Raw genomic sequence first — 20,771 nt, 5'->3', positions numbered from 1 at the left:
TGGTCAGCGTTGACCGTGGAAGAACGTATCGAGGAGGGCGGCGCATTCGGCCTCCAGGATTCCGCCCCGGACCTGGGGGCGGTGGTTGAGCCGGCGGTCGCGCACCACATCCCACAGTGAGCAGACGGCTCCGGTTTTCGGTTCCCATGCCCCGAACAGGAGCCGCTCCACCCGAGCCAATACCAGGGCACCCGCGCACATGGTGCACGGTTCCAGGGTGACGGCCAGGGTGGCGCCTTCCAGCCGCCAACCGTCACCGTGGACCTGGGCGGCCCGGCGCAGCGCGAGAACTTCCGCGTGTGCCGTGGGGTCGCCGAACGCCTCCCGGGCATTGGCGGCGCGGGCCAGTTCGCGACCGTCCGCGTCGAATACCACCGCGCCCACCGGAACATCCCGGGGGTCGGCGGAGGCGGCGGCGTCCAGCGCCGCCCGCACCATCTCCTCCTCGGTCACCACCTCAACGGGAGAGTTTGTCCAGCACCGCCGAGTACTCGCCGGCGAAACCGAGTCGTTCGGCGATCTCGGCCAACTGTTCGTCGGCGTACAGGTCGCTTTCCGAGAGGATCACGCTGAGCACCGGTTCGGGTAGGCCCAGATCGGCGAGCACACCGAGGTCACCTTCCTCCCAGGGTTCGATCTCGTCCAGTTCGTCCGGGTCGATATCGGGGATTTCGATATTCAGTGCCTCCAGTACGTCGGCGGCGATGTCGTAGTCGATCGCGGCGGTGGCGTCCGAGAGCAGTAATCGGGTGCCGCTGGGGGCCGGGCGGACCACGACGAAGAACTCGTCGTCGACGTTCAATAATCCGAAGACCGCACCGGAACTGCGGAGAGCCTTGAGTTCGGTTTCGGCGGCGGATAGGTTGGTGAGCGTTTCCGGGCTCAACGGACTGCACCGCCAGGTTCCGTTTTCCCGGACAACGGCTATTGCGAACCCTTCCACGTCGTCGTAATCGTCCGACGCTGCCCTGTTCGTGCCGGAGCGCTGAGCTGCCATGGGCGCAACGGTAGTCGGCTCGAGGCCGATTGTTGAAGTCGTATGCCAATCTGTTCCGGTGACTGGTGACGGCCGAACCGCGCTCTGTGTTCTCGGGGTGGGATTGATCGGGGGTTCTCTGCTGCGTGCGGCGGACGCGGCGGGGTACGACGTGTGGGGGTTCAATCGTTCGGCGGCCGGGGCGGACGCCGCCCGCGCGGACGGGTTCGATGTCACCGTCGATCCCGTCGCCGCCCTGGAGCGCGCCGCCGCGACCGACGCGCTGATCACGGTGGCGGTGCCGATGCCCGCCGTCGACTCGGTTCTGGCCACCGTGGCCGCCACCGCGCCCGACTGCGCGCTGACCGATGTGGTGAGTGTGAAGGCCCCGGTCGCGGAGGCCGTGCGACGGCACGGGTTGACCGAGAACTATGTGGGCGGTCATCCGATGGCCGGTACCGCCAGTTCCGGCTGGTCGGCCACCGATCCCGATCTGTTCCGCGGTGCCGCCTGGGCCGTGGGGGTGGACGAGGGAACCCGACCGGGGCCGTGGACCCGCGTGGTGCGGCTGGCCCTGGACTGCGGTTCCGTGGTGGTGCCGGTGGTCGCCGAGGAACACGATCGCGCGGTCGCCCGAATCTCGCACCTACCGCATGTCCTGGCCGAGGCGCTGGCGTTGTCGGGCGCCGGCGGGGGCGCGCTCGCCCTGGGATTGGCGGCGGGCTCGTTCCGCGACGGCACCCGGGTCGCCGCGACCGCTCCGGAATTGGTGCGCGCCATCTGTGAACCGAACAGCGCGGCCCTGCTGGAAGTGCTGGACGAAACCCTCTCCGTTCTGTCAATGGCCCGTGACACGCTGGCCGCCGATGGCTCGCTCGCGGAACTGGCCGCGACCGGTCATGCCGCGCGGACGAGTTACGAGTCGGCGCGGCGGTGGGAGATCACCGATATCGAACCGGGTCGAGACGACTGGTTGGCACGGCTGCGGGAGGCCGGCCGGCGCGGTGGCGTGATCGGCCGGTTGCCGGCGGATCAGATACGTTCGGCCAACCCGGGATAGTTGAGGACGAAACCATCCGGATCGACGGTGAGGGTCGCGCTGGACACCGGTGACAACACGCTGATCCCGTCGCTACCGCTGCTGTAGGTGAGACTCGCCTCCTGCACGGTCAGCTCCGGTAGCCGCACATAGATCACCGGCACCTGCACGTCCTCCACCGCGTGCTGCAGGTCGAAACGCCGCACCGGCAGAGTGTTGAAGAACGGACTCAGCACCACGTCCACGTCCAGCGCCCCACCGAAGGTGGATCGGATATGTGTCTCGGTGGCGTCGACCATCCAGTAGTTCTCCCCGTCCCGCGCGATCGAGGCATGGCGTTCACCCGCCGCGGTGGTACTGCGCATGGAGAGCCGTTTGGTGGCGCCGTTCTCATCGGTGACCAGGTCGTAGGACGCGCTGAACGGCGGATGCTCGGCGCATTCGCCACCGATGATGCGGCCGGTGGCCCGGATACGGTTGCCGCTGAGCGTCACCCGGACCGATTCCATCCGGGTGGCATCGTGTGCGCGCCAGGTGAGAATCGTCGGCCGCCGCGCGGGCGCCGAACCGGGCCGTGGGCCCGAGGCTTGATCGCTCACATCCGTCACACCTCTACCGTAGGCGAGATGGCGGTGCCCGTCGCCGATGTTCACCCATGAGCCGCGGTATATCCGCGCTGCGGAATTATCGGCCCCGCCTCCGGCTCGAGTAACCTGCCTTTTCGACGGTCGAGCCGAATGAGGAGAGGATCTCGTGGCGGGCGCGCGGATGGTGGGGCTGTTCGCCGGGATCGGCGGACTCGAGCTCGGTCTTTCCCGGCACGGTTGGCGAACCGAACTGCTGTGCGAGATCGAACCCGGCGCCCAGGCCGTGCTCACCGCTCGGTTCCCCGACACACCCCTGCACCCGGATATCACCCGGTTGCGGGCACTACCTGAGGGAACCGAGCTGGTCGCGGCCGGTTTCCCCTGTCAGGACCTATCCCAGGCCGGGCGCACCGCCGGAATAACCGGCTCCCGCTCGGGCCTGGTGGACCAGGTGTTCCGGCTGGTCCGGCGCAAACGCGGGCCGCGCTGGCTGCTGATCGAGAACGTCCCGTTCATGCTGCAACTCGGGCGCGGTGCGGCCATGCGACATATCACCGACGCACTCGAAGAACTCGGTTACACCTGGGCCTACCGTGTGGTCGACGCCCGTTCCTTCGGGCTGCCGCAGCGCCGCAATCGGGTGCTCATGCTGGCCTCGCGCACCGAGGACCCCCGCCCGGTGCTCTTCGCCGACGACGCGGGATCGCGCACGGTGGGCGACCCCGAACACGACCCGTGCGGTTTCTATTGGACGGAGGGGGTGAGGGGGCTCGGCTGGGCGGTGAACGCGGTCCCCACCTTGAAGGGTGGTTCCGGTCTGGGTATCGCCAGCCCGCCGGCGGTGCGGCTGCCCTCCGGCGAGATCGTGACCCCGGGAATTTCGGATGGCGAACGGTTACAGGGGTTCGACCCCGGGTGGACGGCACCGGCACTGGAGGTGCCGGGATTCCGGCAGGGCCACCGCTGGAAACTGGTGGGCAATGCGGTGAGCGTGCGGATGGCGGACTGGGTGGGCGCCCGGTTGAGCTCCCCCGGCGACCCCATCCCCCCCGACCGGCCGCTCCCCGCGGACAAGCCGTGGCCGATCGCCGCCTGGGGGCATGCCGGCCGCGCCCACGCGGTGCCGGTGTCGACCTGGCCGGTGCACGAACCCTACGAGGATCTGAGCGGTTTCCTCACCGAGGCCCGGCTGCTCTCCGCCCGCGCCACCGCGGGTTTTCTGCGCCGCACCGGTATGGGCACCCTGCGCTTCCCCGACGGATTCCTCGACGATGTGCAGTCCCATCTCGCCCGCATGGGAGGGTGGGCGGCATGAGTGGCCGGCATCACACGATCGGGGAGCGCATCGCGTCATGACCGAGGAACACCGCGCACCCACTTCGGACGAGGCGGCGAAGCCACCGGAGCCGCGTCCGCGCAGCTATCGTCCCGGCACCGACCCGAAGACCAGCGCCCGCATGTCCCGGCAGCGCCGCGCCGACACCAAACCCGAGCTGGCCCTGCGCCGAGAACTACACCGCCGCGGCATCCGCTACTTCGTGGACCGCGCTCCCATCCGTGGCCAGCGGCGCCGCGCGGACCTGGTGTTCCCGCGTCGCCGCATCGCCGTTTACGTGGACGGTTGTTTCTGGCACTGCTGTCCCGAACACGCCACCTACCCGAAGAACAACGCCGAATGGTGGGCCGAGAAACTCGCCGGCAATGTCGCCAGGGACCGAGAAACCGACGCCGCCCTGGCCGCCGCCGGGTGGCGGGTCATCCGCATCTGGGAACACGAGGACGCCATACTCGCCGCGGACCGTGTGCAGGCCGCTCTCGGCGAATGAGAGCCTCCTCATACCGTTATCCCGGACCAACACCGCCTCGGCCTACGGTAGCCACGGCGCTAATGTCGTAGCGTGCCCAGCGAAGCCATCGAGCGCATCGAATCCCAGCTCGCGGTGGTGACCGCCGCGACCACCCGTCTACTGGCCACCGTCGACACCCTCGACGACGCCGCGATCCCCCAGCCGTCCCTGCTGCCGAACTGGACCCGCGGCCATGTCCTGGCGCACCTGTCCCGCAGTGCCGACGCCCTGGTCAATCTCCTGCTGTGGGCGCACACCGGCGTCGAGACCCCGCAATACGCCAATGACGCCTTGCGGGATGCCGATATCGAACTCGGCGCCCCGCGTCCCCTCGCCGAGCAGCGCGCCGACCTGGTGCAGTCCGCCGACCGCCTGCTCGGCCTGGCCAAGGCCCTACCGGCCGAGAAATGGAACGCCGAGGTGCGCACCCGACAGGGCCGGACCATCCCCGCGTCCCAGGTGCCATGGCTGCGGTTGCGGGAGGTCGAGATCCACCACGTCGATCTCGACGCCGGCTACACCCCGGCCGATTGGCCCGCCGATTTCGTGAACACCCTGCTGCCCGAGATCACCGCGAGTCTGAGCCCCGCGGCGGAAACCCCGTTCGCGATCCGCGCCGCCGACACCGGCTTCGAGGCGGTCGTGGGCTCCGGTGCCCCCGACCGAACCATCACCGCTCCCGCCTGCCGACTACTGGCGTGGCTCATCGGCCGCGGCGCGAGCGAGGACCTGCCCCGACCACTGCCCGCGCTACCCGCCTGGCTCTGAAATCCCCGACCGGCCGGAGCAGGATCGGTCCGCCTCATTTTCTTTGGGCCGCAACCCAATGCCGACGACCTTGCTAGCGTGTGTGACCATGGCCGCAGTGTTTCCGTCGCCACACGGGCTCCACGACAATATCGAGGCCCGCATCCTGGACGCGGCCCTGATCAGATTCGGCGAGTCCGGCGTCCGGAAAACCACCATCGAGGACATCGCCCGCGAAGCCGGTGTCGACCGGGCAACGGTGTACCGGCGGATCGGCTCCCGCGACGAGGTGGTACAGGCGGTCGCCAGCCGCGAGGTGGCCGCCGTGCTCACCGAGGTGGACGCCATCTCCACCCGGCACGACAACCTGGAAGACCTGATCGCCGACATCTTCGTCACCGTAATGACCCGCTGGCGCGAACACGCTCTGGTGCAGCGGATGCTCGAACAGGAACCGGAACGCCTACTGGAGAAACTCACCGTCGACGGCAGCCCGGTGGTCGCCATGTCGGTAGCGGCCACCCACTCGGCCCTGTGCCGCGCCGTCGACGCCGGCGCGCTCGACGAACCACCGGATCTGCTGAACCGAACCGAGGTGCTGTGCCGGGTGGTGCACTCTATGCTCCTGTGCCCGTCCGTGACGGTCCCCACGGACTCGGATTCCGACCTGGACGAGTTCGCCCGCATCTACCTGGTTCCCATCATCACCGGCTGACCCCGACGTCGAACTACCCGACGACCTTTTCCACGGGTCTGTGGCCGGGGAGGACATGGTCGACGCTTGCGACGAACTTTCGTTCAGGTGACAGCGGTCGGTGTGCCCACCATTGTGGTCAGCGTATCGACGAGGGACTGCGGGTCGGCGGTTCCGGTTGCCGCCCATGCGATGTAGCCATCCGGTTCCGGATGCGCCCTACATGGGCTCGTTCTTGGTAGCGCCAACTTCGAATCGCTGTCTGACTACCGATCACCGTTCAACGTTGTCGGCGAGTTGGATCTCTGCGTCCTCGACAAGCAGGAGTCGATCTTCCGGGCGATTTCATCGGCGATCTCCGTGGCATCTTGATGCTCCCAGAACCGCAGCACCGTCCAGCCTTGCTCGCGCAGCATCTCACTGACATGACGGTCGCGCTCGACATTTCGCTCGACCTTGGACGACCAGTAGTCACTGTTCGACTTAGGGGCCCGATGGTGCTCCTCGCAGCCGTGCCACCAGCATCCGTCGATGAACACAGCCACCTTTGCTCGCGTGAAAACGATGTCGGCTCGATTCCTGAGGTGTCTACGTTCGGGCGCGTAGTCAACGCGATACCGCAGGCCACGCGCGTGGAGCAGCTTTCGGACCGCGATTTCGGGAGCGGTGTCGCGTCGCCGGTTCGACCTCATAGACTTGCGCACTGCCGGCGTCGACGCCCAGCTTTCAGCCGCACTGTTGATTTGACAACGGCTGCGATAGCCATCGCCGTCGACCATCTCTCGCTGGGAGCCGGTCGGATCGTCGAGCGCCATACGACGATGATATTCGGGTGTGATGGATCAACGGGGCCGGCCAGGGGTGCTATGCGCCGACCCGGGTGTGCCTCTAGGCTAATCACATGCCTGTCATTCCATTGCGCCCTGGGCCCCGCGTGCTGGAGTTTTTCGCCGGGGTCGGACTCGCCCGGATGGGTTTAGAACAGGCTGGCTTCGAGACTGTCTGGGCCAATGACATTTCTCCGGACAAGGCTGCGATGTACCGCGCGCAGTTCAAGGATGATGTCATGGTAGTCGACGACGTCAACGATGTGAACCCGGCGACCCTCCCTGCCGCCGACCTGGCCTGGGCGAGCTCGCCGTGCACCGACTTGTCGCTGGCGGGAAACCGCACAGGCCTATCCGGCCGCGAATCCTCGGCATTTTACGCATTCACCAAAGTGCTGCGCGCCATCCCTGAGCACAGACGACCCACAGCGCTGGTGCTGGAAAATGTGATCGGACTGTCCACCTCGCACGGCGGCGACGACCTCACCGCCGCGATTCGCGAGTTCAACGACCTGGGATACTCGGTTGACATTCTCGCGATCGATGCGCTCCGCTTCGTTCCCCAATCCCGGCCACGACTGTTCCTCGTGGGCTCCCTCGAGCCGGTCGAGTCCGACGAGGAGGAGCATCCCTTGCGACCTGGTTGGACCGAAGCGTTCTTCAGCGATCCCACGCTACGCACCCATCGCGCAAGACTGGCCTTCCCCCCTAACTACCTCACGGAAGGGCTTAGCTCCAAATTGGAGAAGCTGCCCGACAACGATCCTCGCTGGTGGGACACCGACCGCGTGAACGCCTTTCTCAACTCCATGTCCAAGGTCCAGCTCGATCGGCTCAAAAAGTTGCGCTATCAGTGTCACAGCCACCAATATCGCACCGCTTACAGGCGCACCCGCGGGGGAATCCCCGTATGGGAGATGCGCTCCGATGATGTGTCGGGTTGTCTGCGGACCGCGCGCGGCGGATCGTCCAAACAGGCCGTCGTCCGCATGGGCTACGGAAAGGTCGCCGTTCGCTGGATGACCGGCGTGGAGTACGCCGCCCTGATGGGCGCCGAGAAATACAACATAGATGAATTCCGGGACTCCCAGGTGCAATTCGCCTTCGGAGACGCCGTGGCAGTACCGGCAGTCGGCTGGCTTGCCGAGAATTACTTGATGCCACTTGTCAAGGGGCATTTTGCCCGTGCAACGCTATTTGGTGAGGATCTCGTCGTTGGGTAGTAGGGGGATCGCCAGCTATAACGATCCGGACAGGAAGCCACCGGCCAAGAAGTCGATGCCGACCCGCTTTGTGCGGGGGTTTCGCGAGAAGTTATCCGAAGCCCTGGACACCGTGGACGAAACGAGCGGCGTCAAGCTGAACAAGTGCATGGGCGTGTACGTCTTCTACGACTATGACGACCAGCCGATCTATGTCGGACAGACCACCGAAGATTTCGGGACCCGAATCGGTCGTCACCTGCGCGGACAGCGCTCGGACACCCTGGCTTATCGAATCCTTGACCCGTTCGAAGTCGCAAAGATGAAGCTGTACCCTGTGGAGTATCTCCGTCAAGAGCCGGCCAAAGTACGGCGCGCACAAGTAGATGCCATCGAGTACTCCGCCTATGTGCACGCGATCGAGGAATCGAGCTATAAGGCGATCCTCAACGAGAAGATCCCTCCATTCTCTCCGATCGTCGACCTGCCCAGACCGTACTGCTTCGACCTCATCCCCAAGGATATGCGTGAGGACCGCGAGCATCCCGATGTGCGGATCGCGCGCCGGGCAGAAACTCTGGCCAGACTAGCAGCAGTTGCCCACGAGCGCGGCGAGGTCTCGCACGGACTCCGACGCGTCATCGTAATCCAGGCGGTGCGACTGGCCGATCTCGCAGCCGCGCGCCTGGCCTATGCAGAGGGCCGCGCACGACCCGCACCAGACGCCATCGACGTGTCCGCGCTCGTCGGAAACGTTATGGCGGAGTCCGAGGGAGCGGATTCAGACGATAGCTGAAACCGAACCGAGGTGCCGTGCCGGGTGGTGCACTCGATGCTCCTGTGCCCGTCCGTGACGGTCTCCATGGACTCGAATGCCGAGCTGGAGGAGTTCGCCCACGCCTACCTGGTTCCCATCATCACCGGCTGACGCCGACGTCGAATCACCCGACAACCTTTTCCACGGGTCTGCGGCCGGGGAGGACATCGTCGGCGCCTGCGGCGAACATTCGTTCAGGTGACGGCGGTCGGTGTGCCCATCATCGTGGTCAGCGTATCGACGAGGGACTGCGGGTCGGCGGTTCCGGTTGCCGCCCATGCGATGTAGCCGTCCGGGCGCAGGAGAAGCGCATCCGTGTCGGGCGGTGTGCCCGCGGGTGTCGCCGTGACGGCGGTCAGCCGGCCGGCCCACCGGTCGGCAACGGCCCGCAGATCGTGCCGAGCGGCGAGATCGATCAGAACGAACCGTCCCGCTCGTAGCAGTTCGGCCGGTCGCGTCGGTCCGGCCGGTGTCTCCAGAGGTAGATCGGTGTATAACGGCCGACGAGCGGATGTCCGGTCTCGCCGTGGGTGAGACGTGGGTTAGATATGTGATATCGAGTCCCGCGAGCCGTCGGGCCAGGCGGCGACCACCTTGTGGGGTGCCGGCAAGAGTGGCGACCACATCGCGAACTGCATCGATATCATGGCCCGGCCGCATGAGATGCACTTGTGCTCGAGTGTTTTCGATGACCCGCGCAACCACGGGGAATCGCTCGGCGTGATAGGTGTCCAGCAGGTCCGCACCGACATGGCCCGCGACGACCGAGGCGAGTTTCCATCCGAGATTTACCGCATCCTGCAACCCGCAGATTGAGCCCTTGTCCCCCCGGCGGGGAAGTGAACGTGGGCCGCGCCACCGGCCAGCGATACACGACCGAGGCGGTAGGCGTCGGCGTGACGGGTGTTGTCGGTGAATCGGATGATCCAGCGCAGGTTCTCGATCGCAACGTCGATACCGCTGACCCGATGGATACTCCGGCACAGTTCGTCACCGATGGCGCGCATGGATCCCGCGTGCCATCGGTGACGATCAGACTGTCGTATCGCGTTCGAGCACCGTAACCGATATCCCGGCCCGCCGTAGTTCACCTGCCGGCATCAGCCCGGTCGAACCGGCGCCCACGATGATCACGCCTGTATCGATGTCGCGATGCCGTCTTCGGCAGTGATTATCTTCTGCCTCCTTGTCTCGGATGCCGTTGGACGTATCGAGCGAATCGTTGATGGGCGGCTTGTTTACTGATCCCGAATGCCGCGCCGATCTCGCTCCATGAGCGACCGTGGTCGACCGCTATGACCACCGCGTGCGCACCGGCCTCCCGAGCTCCTCGTTCGAGGCGGGCAGCGATCGACAACGCTTGCAGCGGATCCGTCCCGCCGAGACGGACCAACTGATCCAACGCCGCGTCGACGGTGCGCACGATGACGTTGCCGTCCGGTCGGGGCGCCTCGACTGTGTCGTTCATAGCGTCAAGGTTATTTGACGATACTGCCGATCGTCAAGGAACCATGACGATTGGGTGCGTGGCGCGAACAGGACCGCGACCGCGGTAACGACACAGGCACTCACCGGGTTTGCGGCACCCACGGACCATCCGAACCGATGCGAATCCCCTCGGTTCGACCGAAGACTCTCGATACAACGTGAAGGCGACAGGAGAGACGGCACGGTTACTCGTGGCGTGCGATAGAGGAAGTAGATAGAGAAAGCAACGGAGTGGCCGGCCCTCCGTGCCCATAAAGAAAGTCCCCGACCCTTCATAACCGGCCGGGGACTTCCTGATGTGCGCCCGAAGGGATTCGAACCCCTAACCTTCTGATCCGTAGTCAGATGCTCTATCCGTTGAGCTACGGGCGCGTGGCGTGTTCAATTGTGGCCCGGTTACCCAGGCATGGCGGAGGCGAGAGGATTTGAACCTCCGGTCCCCGTGAAGGGACAACTCATTAGCAGTGAGTCCCATTCGGCCGCTCTGGCACGCCTCCTGGAGCCTTCTCTTCGAGGGCACCGGTCCTTTCGAACCGCCGAGCAGAAAGGCTACCCGACAGTGTCCCCGAATCGCAAAACGGCTGGTTGTTCAGCGTAAATTGCTGTCGAACCAGTCGAAGATACGGGTCTGGGGGTCGATGTGTTCCTCGCCCCCGATCCCATTTTCCTCATTTTCCTCTTCGGTGGACTGATCGGCACGGTGCAGCAGACCGGGATAAGAGACAACCAGACTCGCCACCGCCGCCCGCGCGCACGCATCGCGCAGTTCCTCCACCTCTTCGGGCGGGGTGCCCGCCTCGGCACCGAACATACCCAGCCAGGGCGCCTTCAGATTCGGGGCGGCGGTCACCAGGGCTTCGGCATCCTTGGTCAGCGGTTTCTTGATACCGGGGGCGCCGACGCTCACCGCCGCGCCGACCGGGCGGTTGGTGGCGACCAGGAAGGCGGCCGTACCGGCGGTATCGAAACCGAGCACACCGATACAGTCCGGGAACACTCCGTGACGGGTCAGCCAATCGAAACAGGCGTCGAAATCCTCGAACAGTTCGTTGCCGAAGACCCCGGTCGATTCGGCGGTGGCCCGGTGGAACAGATTGGGCGCTACGACCATCCACCCCTCGTCGGCCAGGGCCTGCATGAGTTCCAGCAGCGAGCCGGTGAACTCGCGGGACTCGTGCAGCAACACGATCCCGCCACGGGCGTGGTGCTCCGGTTCGACCACCGTGATAGGCACCTGCTCGACGACTTCCGGCACGCGTCGCACCTGGGCCGGTTCCTGTTCGGTACCGTTCGTCACCTCCGCGAAGCGACGCAACACCGCCACATCGTTATAAGTACCCGGCATGTTCCCAGCCTAGGGCGAGAACACGGGCACGTGAACGAACTGCCCGGTCAGCAGCCCAAACGTAACGCAAATCGAGCCGGAACTATGGTTTAAGCGTGACCGCGCACATCCGAGGAGACCTCGATTCCATCCCGGCCTACGTTCCGGGCCGTAGCCACCCCGGCGCGGTCAAACTGGCCAGTAACGAAACCACGGCGGGTCCGCTGCCCAGCACCGTGAAGGCCATAGCCGAGGCGGTCGAGGAGGCCAACCGGTACCCGGACAACCAGTCCGGGGAGTTGCGGGCCGCGCTCGCCGATTTCCTCGGCGTCGCGACAGCGAATGTCGCGGTGGGTTGCGGCAGTGTCGCGCTGTGTCAGGAGCTGGTGCAGATCACCTGCTCGGCGCCCACCGACGAGGTGGTGTTCGCATGGCGTTCGTTCGAGGCATATCCGATCATCACCCGGATCGGGAACGCCACCCCAGTGCCGGTGCCGCTCACCTCGGGGGCGGTACACGACCTGGACGCGCTCGCGGCCGCGGTGACCGAACACACCCGATTGATCTTCGTCTGCAACCCGAACAACCCCACCGGCACCGCGGTCGGCCGGACAGCGCTGACCCGGTTCCTCGATGCGATCCCGGCGCATGTGCTGGTGGCATTGGACGAGGCGTATTTCGAATACCTGCGACTCGACCCCGACGACCACCCGGACGGTATCGAGCTGGCCCGCACTCGGCCCAATGTGGTCGTGCTGCGCACCTTCTCCAAGGCGTACGGACTGGCCGGACTGCGGGTGGGTTACGCAGTGGGCGCGCCCGAGGTGATCACCGCCCTGCTCAAGGTGCATATTCCGTTCAGCGTGAGCCGGGTGGCCCAGGCCGCGGCCATCGCATCCCTCCAGGCCCGGCACGAACTGCTCGACCGCACCGAGCACGTCATCGCCGAACGGGAGCGGATGCGCGCGGAGCTGCTCGCCGCGGGATACCGGGTGCCCCCCAGCGAGGCCAACTTCGTCTGGCTCGATCTCGGCGCCGAAGCCACGGCGTTCACCGAGGCGAGCGCGGAGGCGGGAGTGCTGGTGCGGGGATTCACCGGCGAGGGTGTGCGGGTCACCGCCGGCGATCGGCACGAGAACGACCTCTTCCTACGGTTCGCGACCGCCTCGGAAACAGTCGAGCGGTTCACCCGGGGAAAGCGGTCCGCCGCAGTGTGAGACCGCCGCTCAGTCCATCCCCAGCCCGGCCGCAACGATAGGCCAGGAGCGGACCAGTTCATCCGCCCAGTACGGCCACGCGTGGGTGCCGGTGGGACGGAAATTGGCCGTGTAGGGGATGCCGATGGTGTCCAAACGAGCGGTGATCCGGTGCGTGCAGGCAGCGGTGGCGGCTTCCAGCGGACCGCCGAAACCGACGGCCGCGGGGTATTCGGGAGTACCGGGCACATCATGTTCGCCGGGGAGACCACTGCCGACGGACAGATAGATCGCCTTGCCCCGCAGGGCCTCTGCGTACAGGGTGACGTCATGGTCCAGCCAGGCGGGATCGTCGGGGCGACCGAACATATTGTCGGGGTCGCCGTCATAGGTGGCGACGACGGCGCGAGCCTGCGCCTGACCGAGATCGGTGCCGGTGGAGAAGCAACCGCTGTGCGCCGCGACGGCCGAGTACAGATGCGGTTTGCGGGTGGCCAGCATCATGGCCGCCTCCGCACCCATGGAAACTCCCATAACGGCATTGCGGCCGTTGCCCTCGAACTCGGCGTCGATCAGGGGCGGCAGCTCCTCGGTGAGGAAGGTTTCCCACATATTGGTGCCGAGTACCGGGTCGGGTTTGTGCCAGTCGGTGTAGAAGCTGGCCGGGCCACCCACGGTGAAGACGACATTGACATTTTTGTCGGCGTAGAACTCGGCGGCCCGACCCTGCTCGAGCCAGTTGTTGCTGTAGGGCAGGGTGGCGCGGCCGTCGAGCATGTAGACGGTGGGTCGGGGCGCGCTCCGATCACGCGGCACCAGCACCAGCACCTCCACCGTCCGGCTCATGGCGGGTGAGTCGACGTGCACGCGCAGCAGCCGATCGTCGAGCCGGGTGATGCGGGCAATCCTGGCGCCGGGCGCCATCGGGCGGGTTCGCTCGGCCGGGCCGGGGCCGTCGGACGAGCCGGTACCGGGTTTGTCCGGCGCGGCATGGGCCAGTGGTGCGGCCACGGTCGCATCGACCGGAAACGCGACGCTCAGCAATATGGCGGCCAGACCGGGCAGGAGGCGGTGCCGAGTCAGCATGCGCCCCATCCTGCCAGAGCACACGAGTCGGACAACCACCCCCTGGGCCGGGATCGGACCTGGTCAGGACGTCCACAGGGTTTCGAAGGGATTCGTTCTGCCGGGTGGTGCCCGGCGGCAGGGCGATTCGGAACGGGATCTCGGACCCGGGCGTGTCGGGCCCGGCCCCGTATCGACAACGGGGCCGGGCCCCTCCGAAACCAGCGGAGACGGAGGGATTTGAACCCCCGGTCGCTCTCACGACTCTCGCTTTCAAGGCGAGTGCATTCGGCCGCTCTGCCACGTCTCCAGGCCCCTGATGGTAACCGATACGCCGATCCATCCGATCCGATGCCGAAAACCACCCGTCCCGTTCACCGCTGGATGGCGAGCAGCCCCCGTCCGAGCGCGGCGAGATCGACACAACCGGAAAGACCCATGGCCGAATCGAAATCGGCGAGCAGCAGGCGCAGGGCATGCCGCACCCCGTCACGACCGGCCGTGCCGAGCGCATAGGCCCACGGACGGCCGTAGAGGACCGCCTTGGCGCCGAGCGCCAAGGCCACCAGCACATCCGACCCGGTGCGGATACCGGAATCGAACAGCACATCGGCGCGGTCGCCGATGGCCGCGACCACGGTCGGCAGCGCGTCCAGGGCGGCGATCGCATTGTCCACCTGACGGCCACCGTGGTTGCTGACCACCACGGCATCGGCTCCCGCATCCACGACCAGCCGCGCGTCCTCGGGGTGCAACACCCCCTTCACCGCGATCGGCAGATCGGTCCATTCCCGCAACCGCGCCACATCGGTCGGACGCAGGGTGTGATTACCGAACAACCCCACCCAGGTCAGGATGGCCAGGCGCATGGCCTCTTCGCTCTCCTCCGGCGGCGCGGACAACTTCGCCCGGAACACCGGATCGGAGAGGTAGTTGGCGATGCCCTTGCCGAACAGGAACGGCAGATGCGCCAATTCGAGGTCGCGGGGACGCCATCCCAGCGCGGGCGTGTCCACGGTGACCACGATCGCCTTGGCGCCCGCCGCCTCGGCCCGCCGCACGAAGGAGCAGGCCAGTTCGTCGTCGGCGGGCCAGTACAGCTGGAACCACCAGTCGGTGGCCACCGCCCCCACTTCCTCGATGGTCGACGACGACGCCGTGGACAGGACGGTGCCGATTCCGAGCTCCGCGGCGACCTCGGCGACCACCACCTCACCGTGTTCGTGCAGAAGTTCCAGCACTCCCACAGGCGCGGTCAGCACCGGAGCGGCGAGTCGGGTGCCCAATACCTCGACGCTCAGGTCGCGCGCATCGGGTCCACTGGCCGCGCGCAGCATGCGCGGCACGATCCGGTACCGCTCGAAGGCCGCCCGGTTGGCCGTGGCGGTTCGCTCACCGGACGCGCTTCCGGCCACATAGGCGTAGGCCCGCGCATCGAGCAGCTCCCGCGCCCGTGCCTCCAGCCCATCGGCCGTCATCGGCAGTTCGGGCACCAACCCGCCCATTCCGCGCAGATAGATCTCGTTCTGAAAATTTATGAAGCCGCTCACATTCGGCAACGCTAGTCCCTGTCCGGGCTTCGCATCGGTTCTCCACGCAATCCTCCAGGGTCGACACTGGCGACACACGGGCGCCGACCTGCGTTATTGAACCGAAACTCGCTGGGCGGCAGCATATCCCGCAACCGCAGGCCGAACGATCTGACAATGGTCCGATACATGCCGGTGGCCACCCCGCTACCCGGCCCGCCATCTGCGAGCAAACGACATCCGCGACCGAGGCGACGCGCACCGCAGCGGCATGCGAACCATCGGCCCTCGCCGGCCGGTGCGGCACTATGGGGCGATGCGCGCGATCAACGTGACCGAGTTCGGAGAGCCCGAAGTAATGCAGTGGGGTGAGGCACCCGACCCCGCTCCCGGAGCAGGCGAGGTGCTGATCGATATCGTCGCGGCCGGGGTGAACCGCGCCGATCTGCTCCAGCGGCGCGGGTACTACCAGCCGCCTCCGGGGGCGAGCGAGATCCCCGGGCTGGAATGTTCGGGGGTGATCGCGGCGGTCGGCGCGGGAGTGGACGAATGGGCGGTCGGCGATCGGGTGTGCGCCCTGCTGTCCGGTGGCGGATATGCCGAGAAGGTGGTGGTGCCCGCCGGACAGGTGCTGCCGGTTCCGGAGGGACTGGATCTGGTGGCGGCGGCCGGCCTGCCCGAGGTGGCGGCCACGGTGTGGTCGAACCTGGTGATGACGGCGGGGTTGCGGTCCGGTCACCTGCTGCTCGTCCACGGCGGCGGTAGCGGTATCGGCACCCACGCGATCCAGATCGGGGTCCGGCTGGGGGCCCGGGTCGCGGTGACCGCGGGATCGGCGGCGAAACTGGAACGCTGCCGGGAACTCGGCGCGAGTGTGCTCATCAACTATCGGGACGAGGACTTCGTGGCCGTCGTACGCGGCGAACAGGGGCTCGGCGGACCGGGCGCCGATATCATCCTCGACAATATGGGCGCCGCCTATCTGGCCCGCAATGTGGAAGCGCTGGCCCTCGACGGACAGCTGGTCGTCATCGGTATGCAGGGCGGTACCCGCGCCGAATTGGATCTGGGTGCCCTACTGCGCAAACGCGGTGCGGTGCGGGCCACGAACCTGCGCGGTCGCCCGGCCACCGGACGGGGCAGCAAGGCCGAGATCGTCGCCGAGCTCCGCACACACGTATGGCCACTACTCGCCGAGGGCGCCGTCGTACCGGTGATACACGCCGAGGTGCCGATCGCCGAGGCCGCCACCGCCCACCGCATGCTCGACGAATCCGACACCTTCGGCAAGGTCGTCCTGCGAGTCGGCGCGGACGCGGATCGGTAGCTCAGGTGAGCGCCGCGAGCGCGCTGCCCAGCTGTTCGATCTCGAATTTCGTGGTGTAGGGGGCCAGTCCCACGGTGACCGCTCCCCCCTCGTCGTTGACGCCGAGAGCGTCCAGCAGTCGACTGCCGCCATGGGTGCCGGCCAGGACGAGGATCCGCTCGCGGGCCAGTTCGGCGGCGATCTTCTCCGCCCGCATCCCGTCGATGGTGAAGCTGACGGTCGGGATGCGAGTGGCGGCCCGGCCGATCACATGCAGGCCGGGGATCTTCTCCAACAGGTCCAGCAGGAATTCGAACAGCTGCTCGTGGTAGTCCTGCAACGAGGTGATGGAGATCTCGAGCCGCTCGCGGCGGGAACCGGTGGCGTCATCGTCCAGTCCGGCCAGATAGTCGATGGAGGCGGTCAGCCCGGCCAGCAGCGCGTACTGGTGCGTTCCCATCTCGAGCCGCTCCACCCCTTTGGCGTAGGGGCTCAGCGACATGGACGGAATCCGGTCCAGAAACGCCGGATCGCGGAAGACCAGCGCACCCACCGCAGGCCCGCCCCAGGAGGCGGCGCTCAACGCCACCACATCGGCATTGAGTTCCTCGATATCGACCAGCGCGTACGGCGCCGCGCCGAGCGCGTCCGCGACCAGCAGCCCACCCACCTGATGCACCCGGTCCGCCGCGACCCGCACGGCGGGCGCGGATCCGACGATCGGGGAGGCCGCGGTCAGTGCGACCAATCGCGCGGTGGGACCGATCAACTCCTCGAACTGCCAGGACGGCATCTCACAGGTTTCGATCTCCACCTCCGCCCAGCGCACATGGGCGCCGTACCGGTTGGCGATCCGCAGCCAGGGAGCGACATTGGCCTCGTCGTCCAGCCGGGACAGCACGATCCCGGTGCCCAACCCCAGCCGGGAACTCAGCGATTCGGCCAGACCGGCCAGCAGGACCGCCCGATCCGCTCCGAGCACCACCCCGTCCGGGTCGCCACCCACCAGATCGGCGACGGCCTCACGCGCCGAGCGTAGGATCTCCGCGCTGTGCCGATGCACCGGGTGCGGCCCACCGTGGGAGAAGGATGTGGTGCGGAAGCCGGTCGAGACCGCCCGCGAGACCGATTCCGGAACCAACATGCCCAGCTGGGGGGCCAGATGGGTCCACCCGTCGCCCAGGGACGGTATCAGGCCCCGAACCCGCGCGACGTCGTAAGTCATGCTGGCCACTTTAAGGCCAGCGGTCATGACCCGGTAACCCTGGTCGGCCGCGGTGCGCTCGAACAATCCGTGCCGACACCACCGGCTTTAGCGTCTTCGCCGAGAACGCGCAATGATGGGGACCATGACGCAATCGGATGATCCCTCGGAACCCGTGGTGGTGATCGGGCCGGAAGGCCGTCGACTGATCCTGCCCGCACATCCCGAGTCGGGCGCGGCGTACACCGAGCGCGAGAAATCCGCGGAGGAGTCCGACGAGCACGCGGATTCGGGCGAATCGTTGACGGATATGGTCGAGCAGCCGGCGAAGGTCATGCGGATCGGCACCATGATCAAGCAGCTGCTGGAGGAGGTGCGCGCCGCCCCGCTCGACGATGCCAGCCGGACCCGCCTGGCCGAGATCCACAAATCGTCGATCCGGGAACTGGAGCAGGGGCTGGCCCCGGAACTGCGCGAGGAGCTGGAGCGGCTGGCGTTGCCGTTCAGCGAGGAGGCGGTGCCCTCGGATGCCGAACTGCGGGTGGCCCAGGCCCAGTTGGTGGGTTGGTTGGAGGGGCTGTTCCACGGTATCCAAACCGCGCTCTTCGCCCAGCAGATGGCGGCCCGGGCACAGCTGGAGCAGATGCGCCAAGGAGCGCTGCCGGCGGGTCTGCACGCCGCCGAGGGACGCGCCGCGCAGCACGGCCAGTCGATCGGCGGTACCGGACAGTATCTGTGAGTTCCCCGGCACAGGCGGACACGCAGGTCCCATGGGCCCCGAAACCCCACGGCAGTAGCCGTGAACACCACATCTGGGTGTGCGCTCCGGCCGCACCCGAGTAGTCTCGTGCATCGTGCCCGCAGCTGCCGCTCACTCCGATCAGGTGACAGACGAGACCACAGAGCGCCCCGACGAGAGCTCGGCGCGCCCTGACGACTCCCCAGTTGCAGATGAGAAGCCTGTGAGTTCCGAAACAACCTCGGTATCCGACAACGACACCGCAACCCCCGCGACGGTCGCCGAACCGGACCCGATCGTCAACGACTCACAATCCTTCGCCCGCGCCTGGCGCGATGTTCGTGACGGATTCGCCCAGCGGGAGCTGTGGCTGTCGCTGGGCTGGCAGGACATCAAACAGCGGTATCGCCGCTCGGTGATCGGCCCGTTCTGGATCACCATCGCCACCGCGGTGCAGGCCACCGCCATCGGCATTCTGTACGCGGCCTTGCTCGGCCAACCATTGGCCGATTATCTGCCCTATGTGGCGGTCGGTCTGATCGTGTGGAATGTCATCCAGGCCGGGATCCTCGAGGGCGCCGAGGTGTTCATCGCCAACGAAGGACTGATCAAACAGCTACCGTCGGCGCTGAGCGTGCACATCTACCGGCTGATTTGGCGGCAGATGCTGTTCTTCGCGCACAATATGCTGATCTACCTGGTCATTCTGGTGGCGTTCGGCGTGTGGCGGGATCTGCATCCCACGGCGATCATGGCCATCCCGGCCTTGGCGTTGATCTTCCTGAACGCCATGTGGGTGTCGATCGTGTTCGGCATCTTCAGCACCCGCTACCGCGATATCGCGCCGATCCTGAGCAGTATGACGTTGATGCTGTTCGTGCTGACGCCCGTGATGTGGAGCACCAAGAGCCTGTACGAGCAGGGTGGTGAGATCGCCAACCGCGCCCGGCTCGCCGAGATCGTCCCCACCTACCATTACCTGGAGATCGTCCGCGCTCCGCTGCTCGGGGACGATCAGCAGCTGTATCACTGGGGGATCGTCGGAGCCATTACCGCGGTGGGCTGGATCGTCGCTGTCTTCGCCCTGAAGCAGTACCGGTCGCGCGTGCCGTACTGGGTGTAGGAGGCAGGCGGATCATGACGGATCGAGTCAGTATCGAAACCCGCAACGCGTGGGTGGAGTTCCCGATCTTCGACGCGAAATCGCGGTCGTTGAAGAAGGCGTTCCTCGGCAAGGCAGGCGGCGCAATCGGGCGCAACCAGTCCGATGTGGTGGTTGTGGAGGCGTTGCGCGATATCACCCTGTCGCTGAAGGAAGGCGACCGGGTCGGGTTGGTCGGGCACAATGGCGCGGGCAAGTCCACCCTGCTGCGATTGCTGTCCGGAATCTACGAACCATCCCGTGGTAGCGCTCGCATCCGGGGGCGGGTGGCGCCGGTCTTCGACCTCGGCGTCGGCATGGACCCGGAGATCTCCGGCTACGAGAACATCATCATCCGCGGGTTGTTCCTCGGCCAGACCCGCAAGCAGATGTTGGCGAAGATCGATGAAATCGCCGATTTCACCGAGCTCGGCGAGTATCTGTCGATGCCGCTGCGCACCTATTCGACCGGTATGCGGGTGCGACTGGCGATGGGGGTGGTCACCTCCATCGACCCGGAGATCCTGCTGCTGGACGAGGGGATCGGCGCGGTGGACGCCGAATTCATGAAGAAGGCGCGGCTGCGACTACAGGAACTGGTCGCCCGTTCGGGCATCCTGGTATTCGCCAGCCATTCCAACGAATTCCTCGCCCAACTCTGCGATACCGCATTGTGGGTCGACCACGGACGGATCCGGTTGCAGGGCGGTATCGAGGAAGTCGTGCGAGCCTACGAGGGCCCGGATGCCGGTAACCACGTCGCGTCGATATTGCGCGAACTGGAGGCCGAACGCACCGCGGCGAGTGCGCCCGCGACCGTAGAGGGGTCCGAACCGGTCGGGGAGACGGAAAGAGAATTGGAGAAAAACCAGGTATGAGCGAGCCGACCGGCCAGAACACCGCGGCGTCCGCGGATTCGCGGACAGATGCCGATGCGGGGGCGGTGCTACCGGAGCCGGGGGCCGAGTCACCTGGGCCGGAAAGCGAGAAACCCGAATCGCCTTCCGAGCCCACCACATCCGAGACGGCGACCACCGAAGCCG

24 protein-coding genes, 3 tRNA genes and 1 pseudogene are annotated in these 20,771 nt (G+C 66.5%); 12 read left to right on the top strand and 16 right to left on the bottom strand.

What is annotated here, in order from left to right; all coding sequences use genetic code 11:
- Positions 1 to 3 precede the first annotated feature (3 nt).
- Together ON32_RS00920 and ON32_RS00915 are read right to left on the bottom strand one after the other, a co-directional pair.
- Positions 4 to 438, bottom strand: a complete 435-nt coding sequence (locus tag ON32_RS00920; RefSeq protein WP_040787981.1) for a nucleoside deaminase — start codon at positions 436 to 438, stop codon at positions 4 to 6.
- Positions 439 to 457: 19 nt separating this feature from the next.
- Positions 458 to 997 (bottom strand): tRNA adenosine deaminase-associated protein, encoded by a 540-nt coding sequence (locus ON32_RS00915; RefSeq protein WP_040787861.1) that lies wholly within the window; start codon positions 995 to 997, stop codon positions 458 to 460.
- Between the two features lie 58 nt (positions 998 to 1,055).
- Between ON32_RS00915 and ON32_RS00910 the strand changes: the two genes are divergently transcribed.
- Positions 1,056 to 2,036: a prephenate dehydrogenase gene (locus tag ON32_RS00910; protein ID WP_051132717.1), complete on the top strand. Its 981-nt coding sequence runs from the start codon at positions 1,056 to 1,058 to the stop codon at positions 2,034 to 2,036.
- Here the strand turns inward: ON32_RS00910 and ON32_RS00905 are convergent.
- The gene (locus tag ON32_RS00905) at positions 2,009 to 2,614 is read right to left on the bottom strand and encodes a putative glycolipid-binding domain-containing protein (RefSeq protein WP_083873836.1); all 606 of its coding nucleotides are present in this window, start codon (positions 2,612 to 2,614) and stop codon (positions 2,009 to 2,011) included. The two genes, ON32_RS00910 and ON32_RS00905, sit on opposite strands and share 28 nt — an antisense overlap.
- Positions 2,615 to 2,783: 169 nt before the next feature.
- Here ON32_RS00905 and ON32_RS00900 point away from each other — a divergent pair, with 169 nt between their 5' ends.
- The 4 genes from ON32_RS00900 (at position 2,784) to ON32_RS00885 (ending at position 5,911) form a co-directional block, all read left to right on the top strand.
- Positions 2,784 to 3,917: a DNA cytosine methyltransferase gene (locus tag ON32_RS00900; RefSeq protein ID WP_040787975.1), complete on the top strand. Its 1,134-nt coding sequence runs from the start codon at positions 2,784 to 2,786 to the stop codon at positions 3,915 to 3,917.
- A 37-nt stretch (positions 3,918 to 3,954) separates the two neighbouring features.
- Positions 3,955 to 4,428 carry a very short patch repair endonuclease gene (locus ON32_RS00895; RefSeq protein ID WP_083873812.1) on the top strand — a complete coding sequence of 158 codons (474 nt, stop codon included), beginning with the start codon at positions 3,955 to 3,957 and terminating at the stop codon, positions 4,426 to 4,428.
- A 72-nt stretch (positions 4,429 to 4,500) separates the two neighbouring features.
- Positions 4,501 to 5,217, top strand: a complete 717-nt coding sequence (locus ON32_RS00890; protein WP_040787860.1) for a maleylpyruvate isomerase family mycothiol-dependent enzyme — start codon at positions 4,501 to 4,503, stop codon at positions 5,215 to 5,217.
- Between the two features lie 88 nt (positions 5,218 to 5,305).
- Positions 5,306 to 5,911 carry a TetR/AcrR family transcriptional regulator gene (locus tag ON32_RS00885; RefSeq protein WP_051132715.1) on the top strand — a complete coding sequence of 202 codons (606 nt, stop codon included), beginning with the start codon at positions 5,306 to 5,308 and terminating at the stop codon, positions 5,909 to 5,911.
- 245 nt (positions 5,912 to 6,156) lie between these two features.
- On the opposite strand, the gene ON32_RS00880 is transcribed toward ON32_RS00885, so the two are convergent.
- On the bottom strand, positions 6,157 to 6,705 hold the full coding sequence (locus tag ON32_RS00880; RefSeq protein WP_306307638.1) for a very short patch repair endonuclease: 549 nt from the start codon (positions 6,703 to 6,705) through the stop codon (positions 6,157 to 6,159).
- An 86-nt stretch (positions 6,706 to 6,791) separates the two neighbouring features.
- On the opposite strand from ON32_RS00880, the gene ON32_RS00875 reads away from it, so the two are divergent.
- Both ON32_RS00875 and ON32_RS00870 read left to right on the top strand, forming a co-directional pair.
- Positions 6,792 to 7,940, top strand: a complete 1,149-nt coding sequence (locus ON32_RS00875; RefSeq protein WP_051132714.1) for a DNA cytosine methyltransferase — start codon at positions 6,792 to 6,794, stop codon at positions 7,938 to 7,940.
- Complete coding sequence (locus tag ON32_RS00870) at positions 7,933 to 8,715, top strand: GIY-YIG nuclease family protein (RefSeq protein ID WP_040787966.1); 783 nt, start codon at positions 7,933 to 7,935, stop codon at positions 8,713 to 8,715. The genes ON32_RS00875 and ON32_RS00870 overlap by 8 nt, the downstream gene beginning before the upstream one ends.
- Positions 8,716 to 8,930: 215 nt before the next feature.
- On the opposite strand, the gene ON32_RS30750 is transcribed toward ON32_RS00870, so the two are convergent.
- The 8 genes and pseudogenes from ON32_RS30750 to ON32_RS00840 form a co-directional block, all read right to left on the bottom strand.
- The gene (locus ON32_RS30750) at positions 8,931 to 9,215 is read right to left on the bottom strand and encodes an aromatic-ring hydroxylase C-terminal domain-containing protein (RefSeq protein ID WP_373284222.1); all 285 of its coding nucleotides are present in this window, start codon (positions 9,213 to 9,215) and stop codon (positions 8,931 to 8,933) included.
- 259 nt (positions 9,216 to 9,474) lie between these two features.
- Positions 9,475 to 9,540, bottom strand: a pseudogene (locus ON32_RS30960) (hypothetical protein); the annotation flags it as partial.
- Positions 9,525 to 9,743 carry an FAD-dependent monooxygenase gene (locus ON32_RS30465; RefSeq protein ID WP_281032094.1) on the bottom strand — a complete coding sequence of 73 codons (219 nt, stop codon included), beginning with the start codon at positions 9,741 to 9,743 and terminating at the stop codon, positions 9,525 to 9,527. The gene ON32_RS30465 and the pseudogene ON32_RS30960, both read right to left, overlap by 16 nt.
- Positions 9,744 to 9,768: 25 nt before the next feature.
- The gene (locus tag ON32_RS30740) at positions 9,769 to 9,837 is read right to left on the bottom strand and encodes a hypothetical protein (RefSeq protein WP_373284221.1); all 69 of its coding nucleotides are present in this window, start codon (positions 9,835 to 9,837) and stop codon (positions 9,769 to 9,771) included.
- A gap of 70 nt (positions 9,838 to 9,907) precedes the next feature.
- The gene (locus tag ON32_RS00855) at positions 9,908 to 10,204 is read right to left on the bottom strand and encodes a beta/alpha barrel domain-containing protein (RefSeq protein ID WP_040787856.1); all 297 of its coding nucleotides are present in this window, start codon (positions 10,202 to 10,204) and stop codon (positions 9,908 to 9,910) included.
- 319 nt (positions 10,205 to 10,523) lie between these two features.
- Positions 10,524 to 10,596 (bottom strand) — tRNA-Arg (locus tag ON32_RS00850).
- A 35-nt stretch (positions 10,597 to 10,631) separates the two neighbouring features.
- Positions 10,632 to 10,721 (bottom strand) — tRNA-Ser (locus ON32_RS00845).
- A 92-nt stretch (positions 10,722 to 10,813) separates the two neighbouring features.
- The gene (locus ON32_RS00840) at positions 10,814 to 11,569 is read right to left on the bottom strand and encodes a dienelactone hydrolase family protein (protein ID WP_040787855.1); all 756 of its coding nucleotides are present in this window, start codon (positions 11,567 to 11,569) and stop codon (positions 10,814 to 10,816) included.
- 95 nt (positions 11,570 to 11,664) lie between these two features.
- Here ON32_RS00840 and hisC point away from each other — a divergent pair, with 95 nt between their 5' ends.
- On the top strand, positions 11,665 to 12,765 hold the full coding sequence (gene hisC, locus ON32_RS00835; RefSeq protein WP_040787854.1) for a histidinol-phosphate transaminase: 1,101 nt from the start codon (positions 11,665 to 11,667) through the stop codon (positions 12,763 to 12,765).
- Between the two features lie 9 nt (positions 12,766 to 12,774).
- Here hisC and ON32_RS00830 read toward each other — a convergent pair whose 3' ends face one another.
- From ON32_RS00830 to ON32_RS00820, 3 genes are all read right to left on the bottom strand, one after another.
- Positions 12,775 to 13,830, bottom strand: coding sequence for an alpha/beta hydrolase (locus ON32_RS00830; protein ID WP_040787852.1), 1,056 nt, complete (start codon positions 13,828 to 13,830; stop codon positions 12,775 to 12,777).
- Positions 13,831 to 14,034: 204 nt separating this feature from the next.
- Positions 14,035 to 14,119 (bottom strand) — tRNA-Ser (locus ON32_RS00825).
- Positions 14,120 to 14,183: 64 nt separating this feature from the next.
- The gene (locus tag ON32_RS00820; protein WP_040787965.1) at positions 14,184 to 15,359 is read right to left on the bottom strand and encodes an alpha-hydroxy-acid oxidizing protein; all 1,176 of its coding nucleotides are present in this window, start codon (positions 15,357 to 15,359) and stop codon (positions 14,184 to 14,186) included.
- Between the two features lie 295 nt (positions 15,360 to 15,654).
- On the opposite strand from ON32_RS00820, the gene ON32_RS00815 reads away from it, so the two are divergent.
- Positions 15,655 to 16,665, top strand: a complete 1,011-nt coding sequence (locus ON32_RS00815) for an NAD(P)H-quinone oxidoreductase (protein WP_040787964.1) — start codon at positions 15,655 to 15,657, stop codon at positions 16,663 to 16,665.
- A 1-nt stretch (position 16,666) separates the two neighbouring features.
- On the opposite strand, the gene ON32_RS00810 is transcribed toward ON32_RS00815, so the two are convergent.
- A complete protein-coding gene (locus ON32_RS00810; RefSeq protein WP_040787963.1) occupies positions 16,667 to 17,869 on the bottom strand; it encodes a cysteine desulfurase-like protein in 1,203 nt (400 codons plus the stop codon).
- Positions 17,870 to 17,993: 124 nt separating this feature from the next.
- Between ON32_RS00810 and ON32_RS00805 the strand changes: the two genes are divergently transcribed.
- From ON32_RS00805 to wzt, 3 genes are all read left to right on the top strand, one after another.
- The gene (locus ON32_RS00805) at positions 17,994 to 18,587 is read left to right on the top strand and encodes a bacterial proteasome activator family protein (protein WP_040787962.1); all 594 of its coding nucleotides are present in this window, start codon (positions 17,994 to 17,996) and stop codon (positions 18,585 to 18,587) included.
- A gap of 295 nt (positions 18,588 to 18,882) precedes the next feature.
- A complete protein-coding gene (gene wzm / locus ON32_RS00800) occupies positions 18,883 to 19,710 on the top strand; it encodes a galactan export ABC transporter permease subunit Wzm/RfbD (protein ID WP_051132735.1) in 828 nt (275 codons plus the stop codon).
- A 14-nt stretch (positions 19,711 to 19,724) separates the two neighbouring features.
- Entirely contained in the window at positions 19,725 to 20,606 is an 882-nt protein-coding gene (gene wzt / locus ON32_RS00795) for a galactan export ABC transporter ATP-binding subunit Wzt/RfbE (protein WP_040787848.1), read from the top strand.
- The last annotated feature ends 165 nt before the right edge of the window (positions 20,607 to 20,771 follow it).

Source organism: Nocardia paucivorans NBRC 100373, from assembly GCF_000308675.1.
In the GTDB taxonomy this organism is placed as follows: Bacteria; Actinomycetota; Actinomycetes; order Mycobacteriales; family Mycobacteriaceae; genus Nocardia; species Nocardia paucivorans.
This window is presented reverse-complemented; position numbering and strand designations above follow the sequence as displayed.

Excerpts from the sequence above, each read along its gene's own strand:
- ON32_RS00915 (WP_040787861.1), bottom strand. The coding sequence starts at position 997 with ATGGCAGCTCAGCGCTCCGGCACGAACAGGGCAGCGTCGGACGATTAC.
- ON32_RS00810 (WP_040787963.1), bottom strand. The coding sequence starts at position 17,869 with ATGACTTACGACGTCGCGCGGGTTCGGGGCCTGATACCGTCCCTGGGC.
- wzt (WP_040787848.1), top strand. The coding sequence starts at position 19,725 with ATGACGGATCGAGTCAGTATCGAAACCCGCAACGCGTGGGTGGAGTTC.
- ON32_RS00855 (WP_040787856.1), bottom strand. The coding sequence starts at position 10,204 with ATGAACGACACAGTCGAGGCGCCCCGACCGGACGGCAACGTCATCGTG.
- ON32_RS00895 (WP_083873812.1), top strand. The coding sequence starts at position 3,955 with ATGACCGAGGAACACCGCGCACCCACTTCGGACGAGGCGGCGAAGCCA.
- ON32_RS00920 (WP_040787981.1), bottom strand. The coding sequence starts at position 438 with ATGGTGCGGGCGGCGCTGGACGCCGCCGCCTCCGCCGACCCCCGGGAT.
- ON32_RS00830 (WP_040787852.1), bottom strand. The coding sequence starts at position 13,830 with ATGCTGACTCGGCACCGCCTCCTGCCCGGTCTGGCCGCCATATTGCTG.
- ON32_RS00840 (WP_040787855.1), bottom strand. The coding sequence starts at position 11,569 with ATGCCGGGTACTTATAACGATGTGGCGGTGTTGCGTCGCTTCGCGGAG.
- ON32_RS00880 (WP_306307638.1), bottom strand. The coding sequence starts at position 6,705 with ATGGCGCTCGACGATCCGACCGGCTCCCAGCGAGAGATGGTCGACGGC.
- ON32_RS00900 (WP_040787975.1), top strand. The coding sequence starts at position 2,784 with ATGGTGGGGCTGTTCGCCGGGATCGGCGGACTCGAGCTCGGTCTTTCC.
- ON32_RS30465 (WP_281032094.1), bottom strand. The coding sequence starts at position 9,743 with ATGCGCGCCATCGGTGACGAACTGTGCCGGAGTATCCATCGGGTCAGC.
- ON32_RS00885 (WP_051132715.1), top strand. The coding sequence starts at position 5,306 with ATGGCCGCAGTGTTTCCGTCGCCACACGGGCTCCACGACAATATCGAG.
- ON32_RS00875 (WP_051132714.1), top strand. The coding sequence starts at position 6,792 with ATGCCTGTCATTCCATTGCGCCCTGGGCCCCGCGTGCTGGAGTTTTTC.
- ON32_RS00805 (WP_040787962.1), top strand. The coding sequence starts at position 17,994 with ATGACGCAATCGGATGATCCCTCGGAACCCGTGGTGGTGATCGGGCCG.
- ON32_RS00815 (WP_040787964.1), top strand. The coding sequence starts at position 15,655 with ATGCGCGCGATCAACGTGACCGAGTTCGGAGAGCCCGAAGTAATGCAG.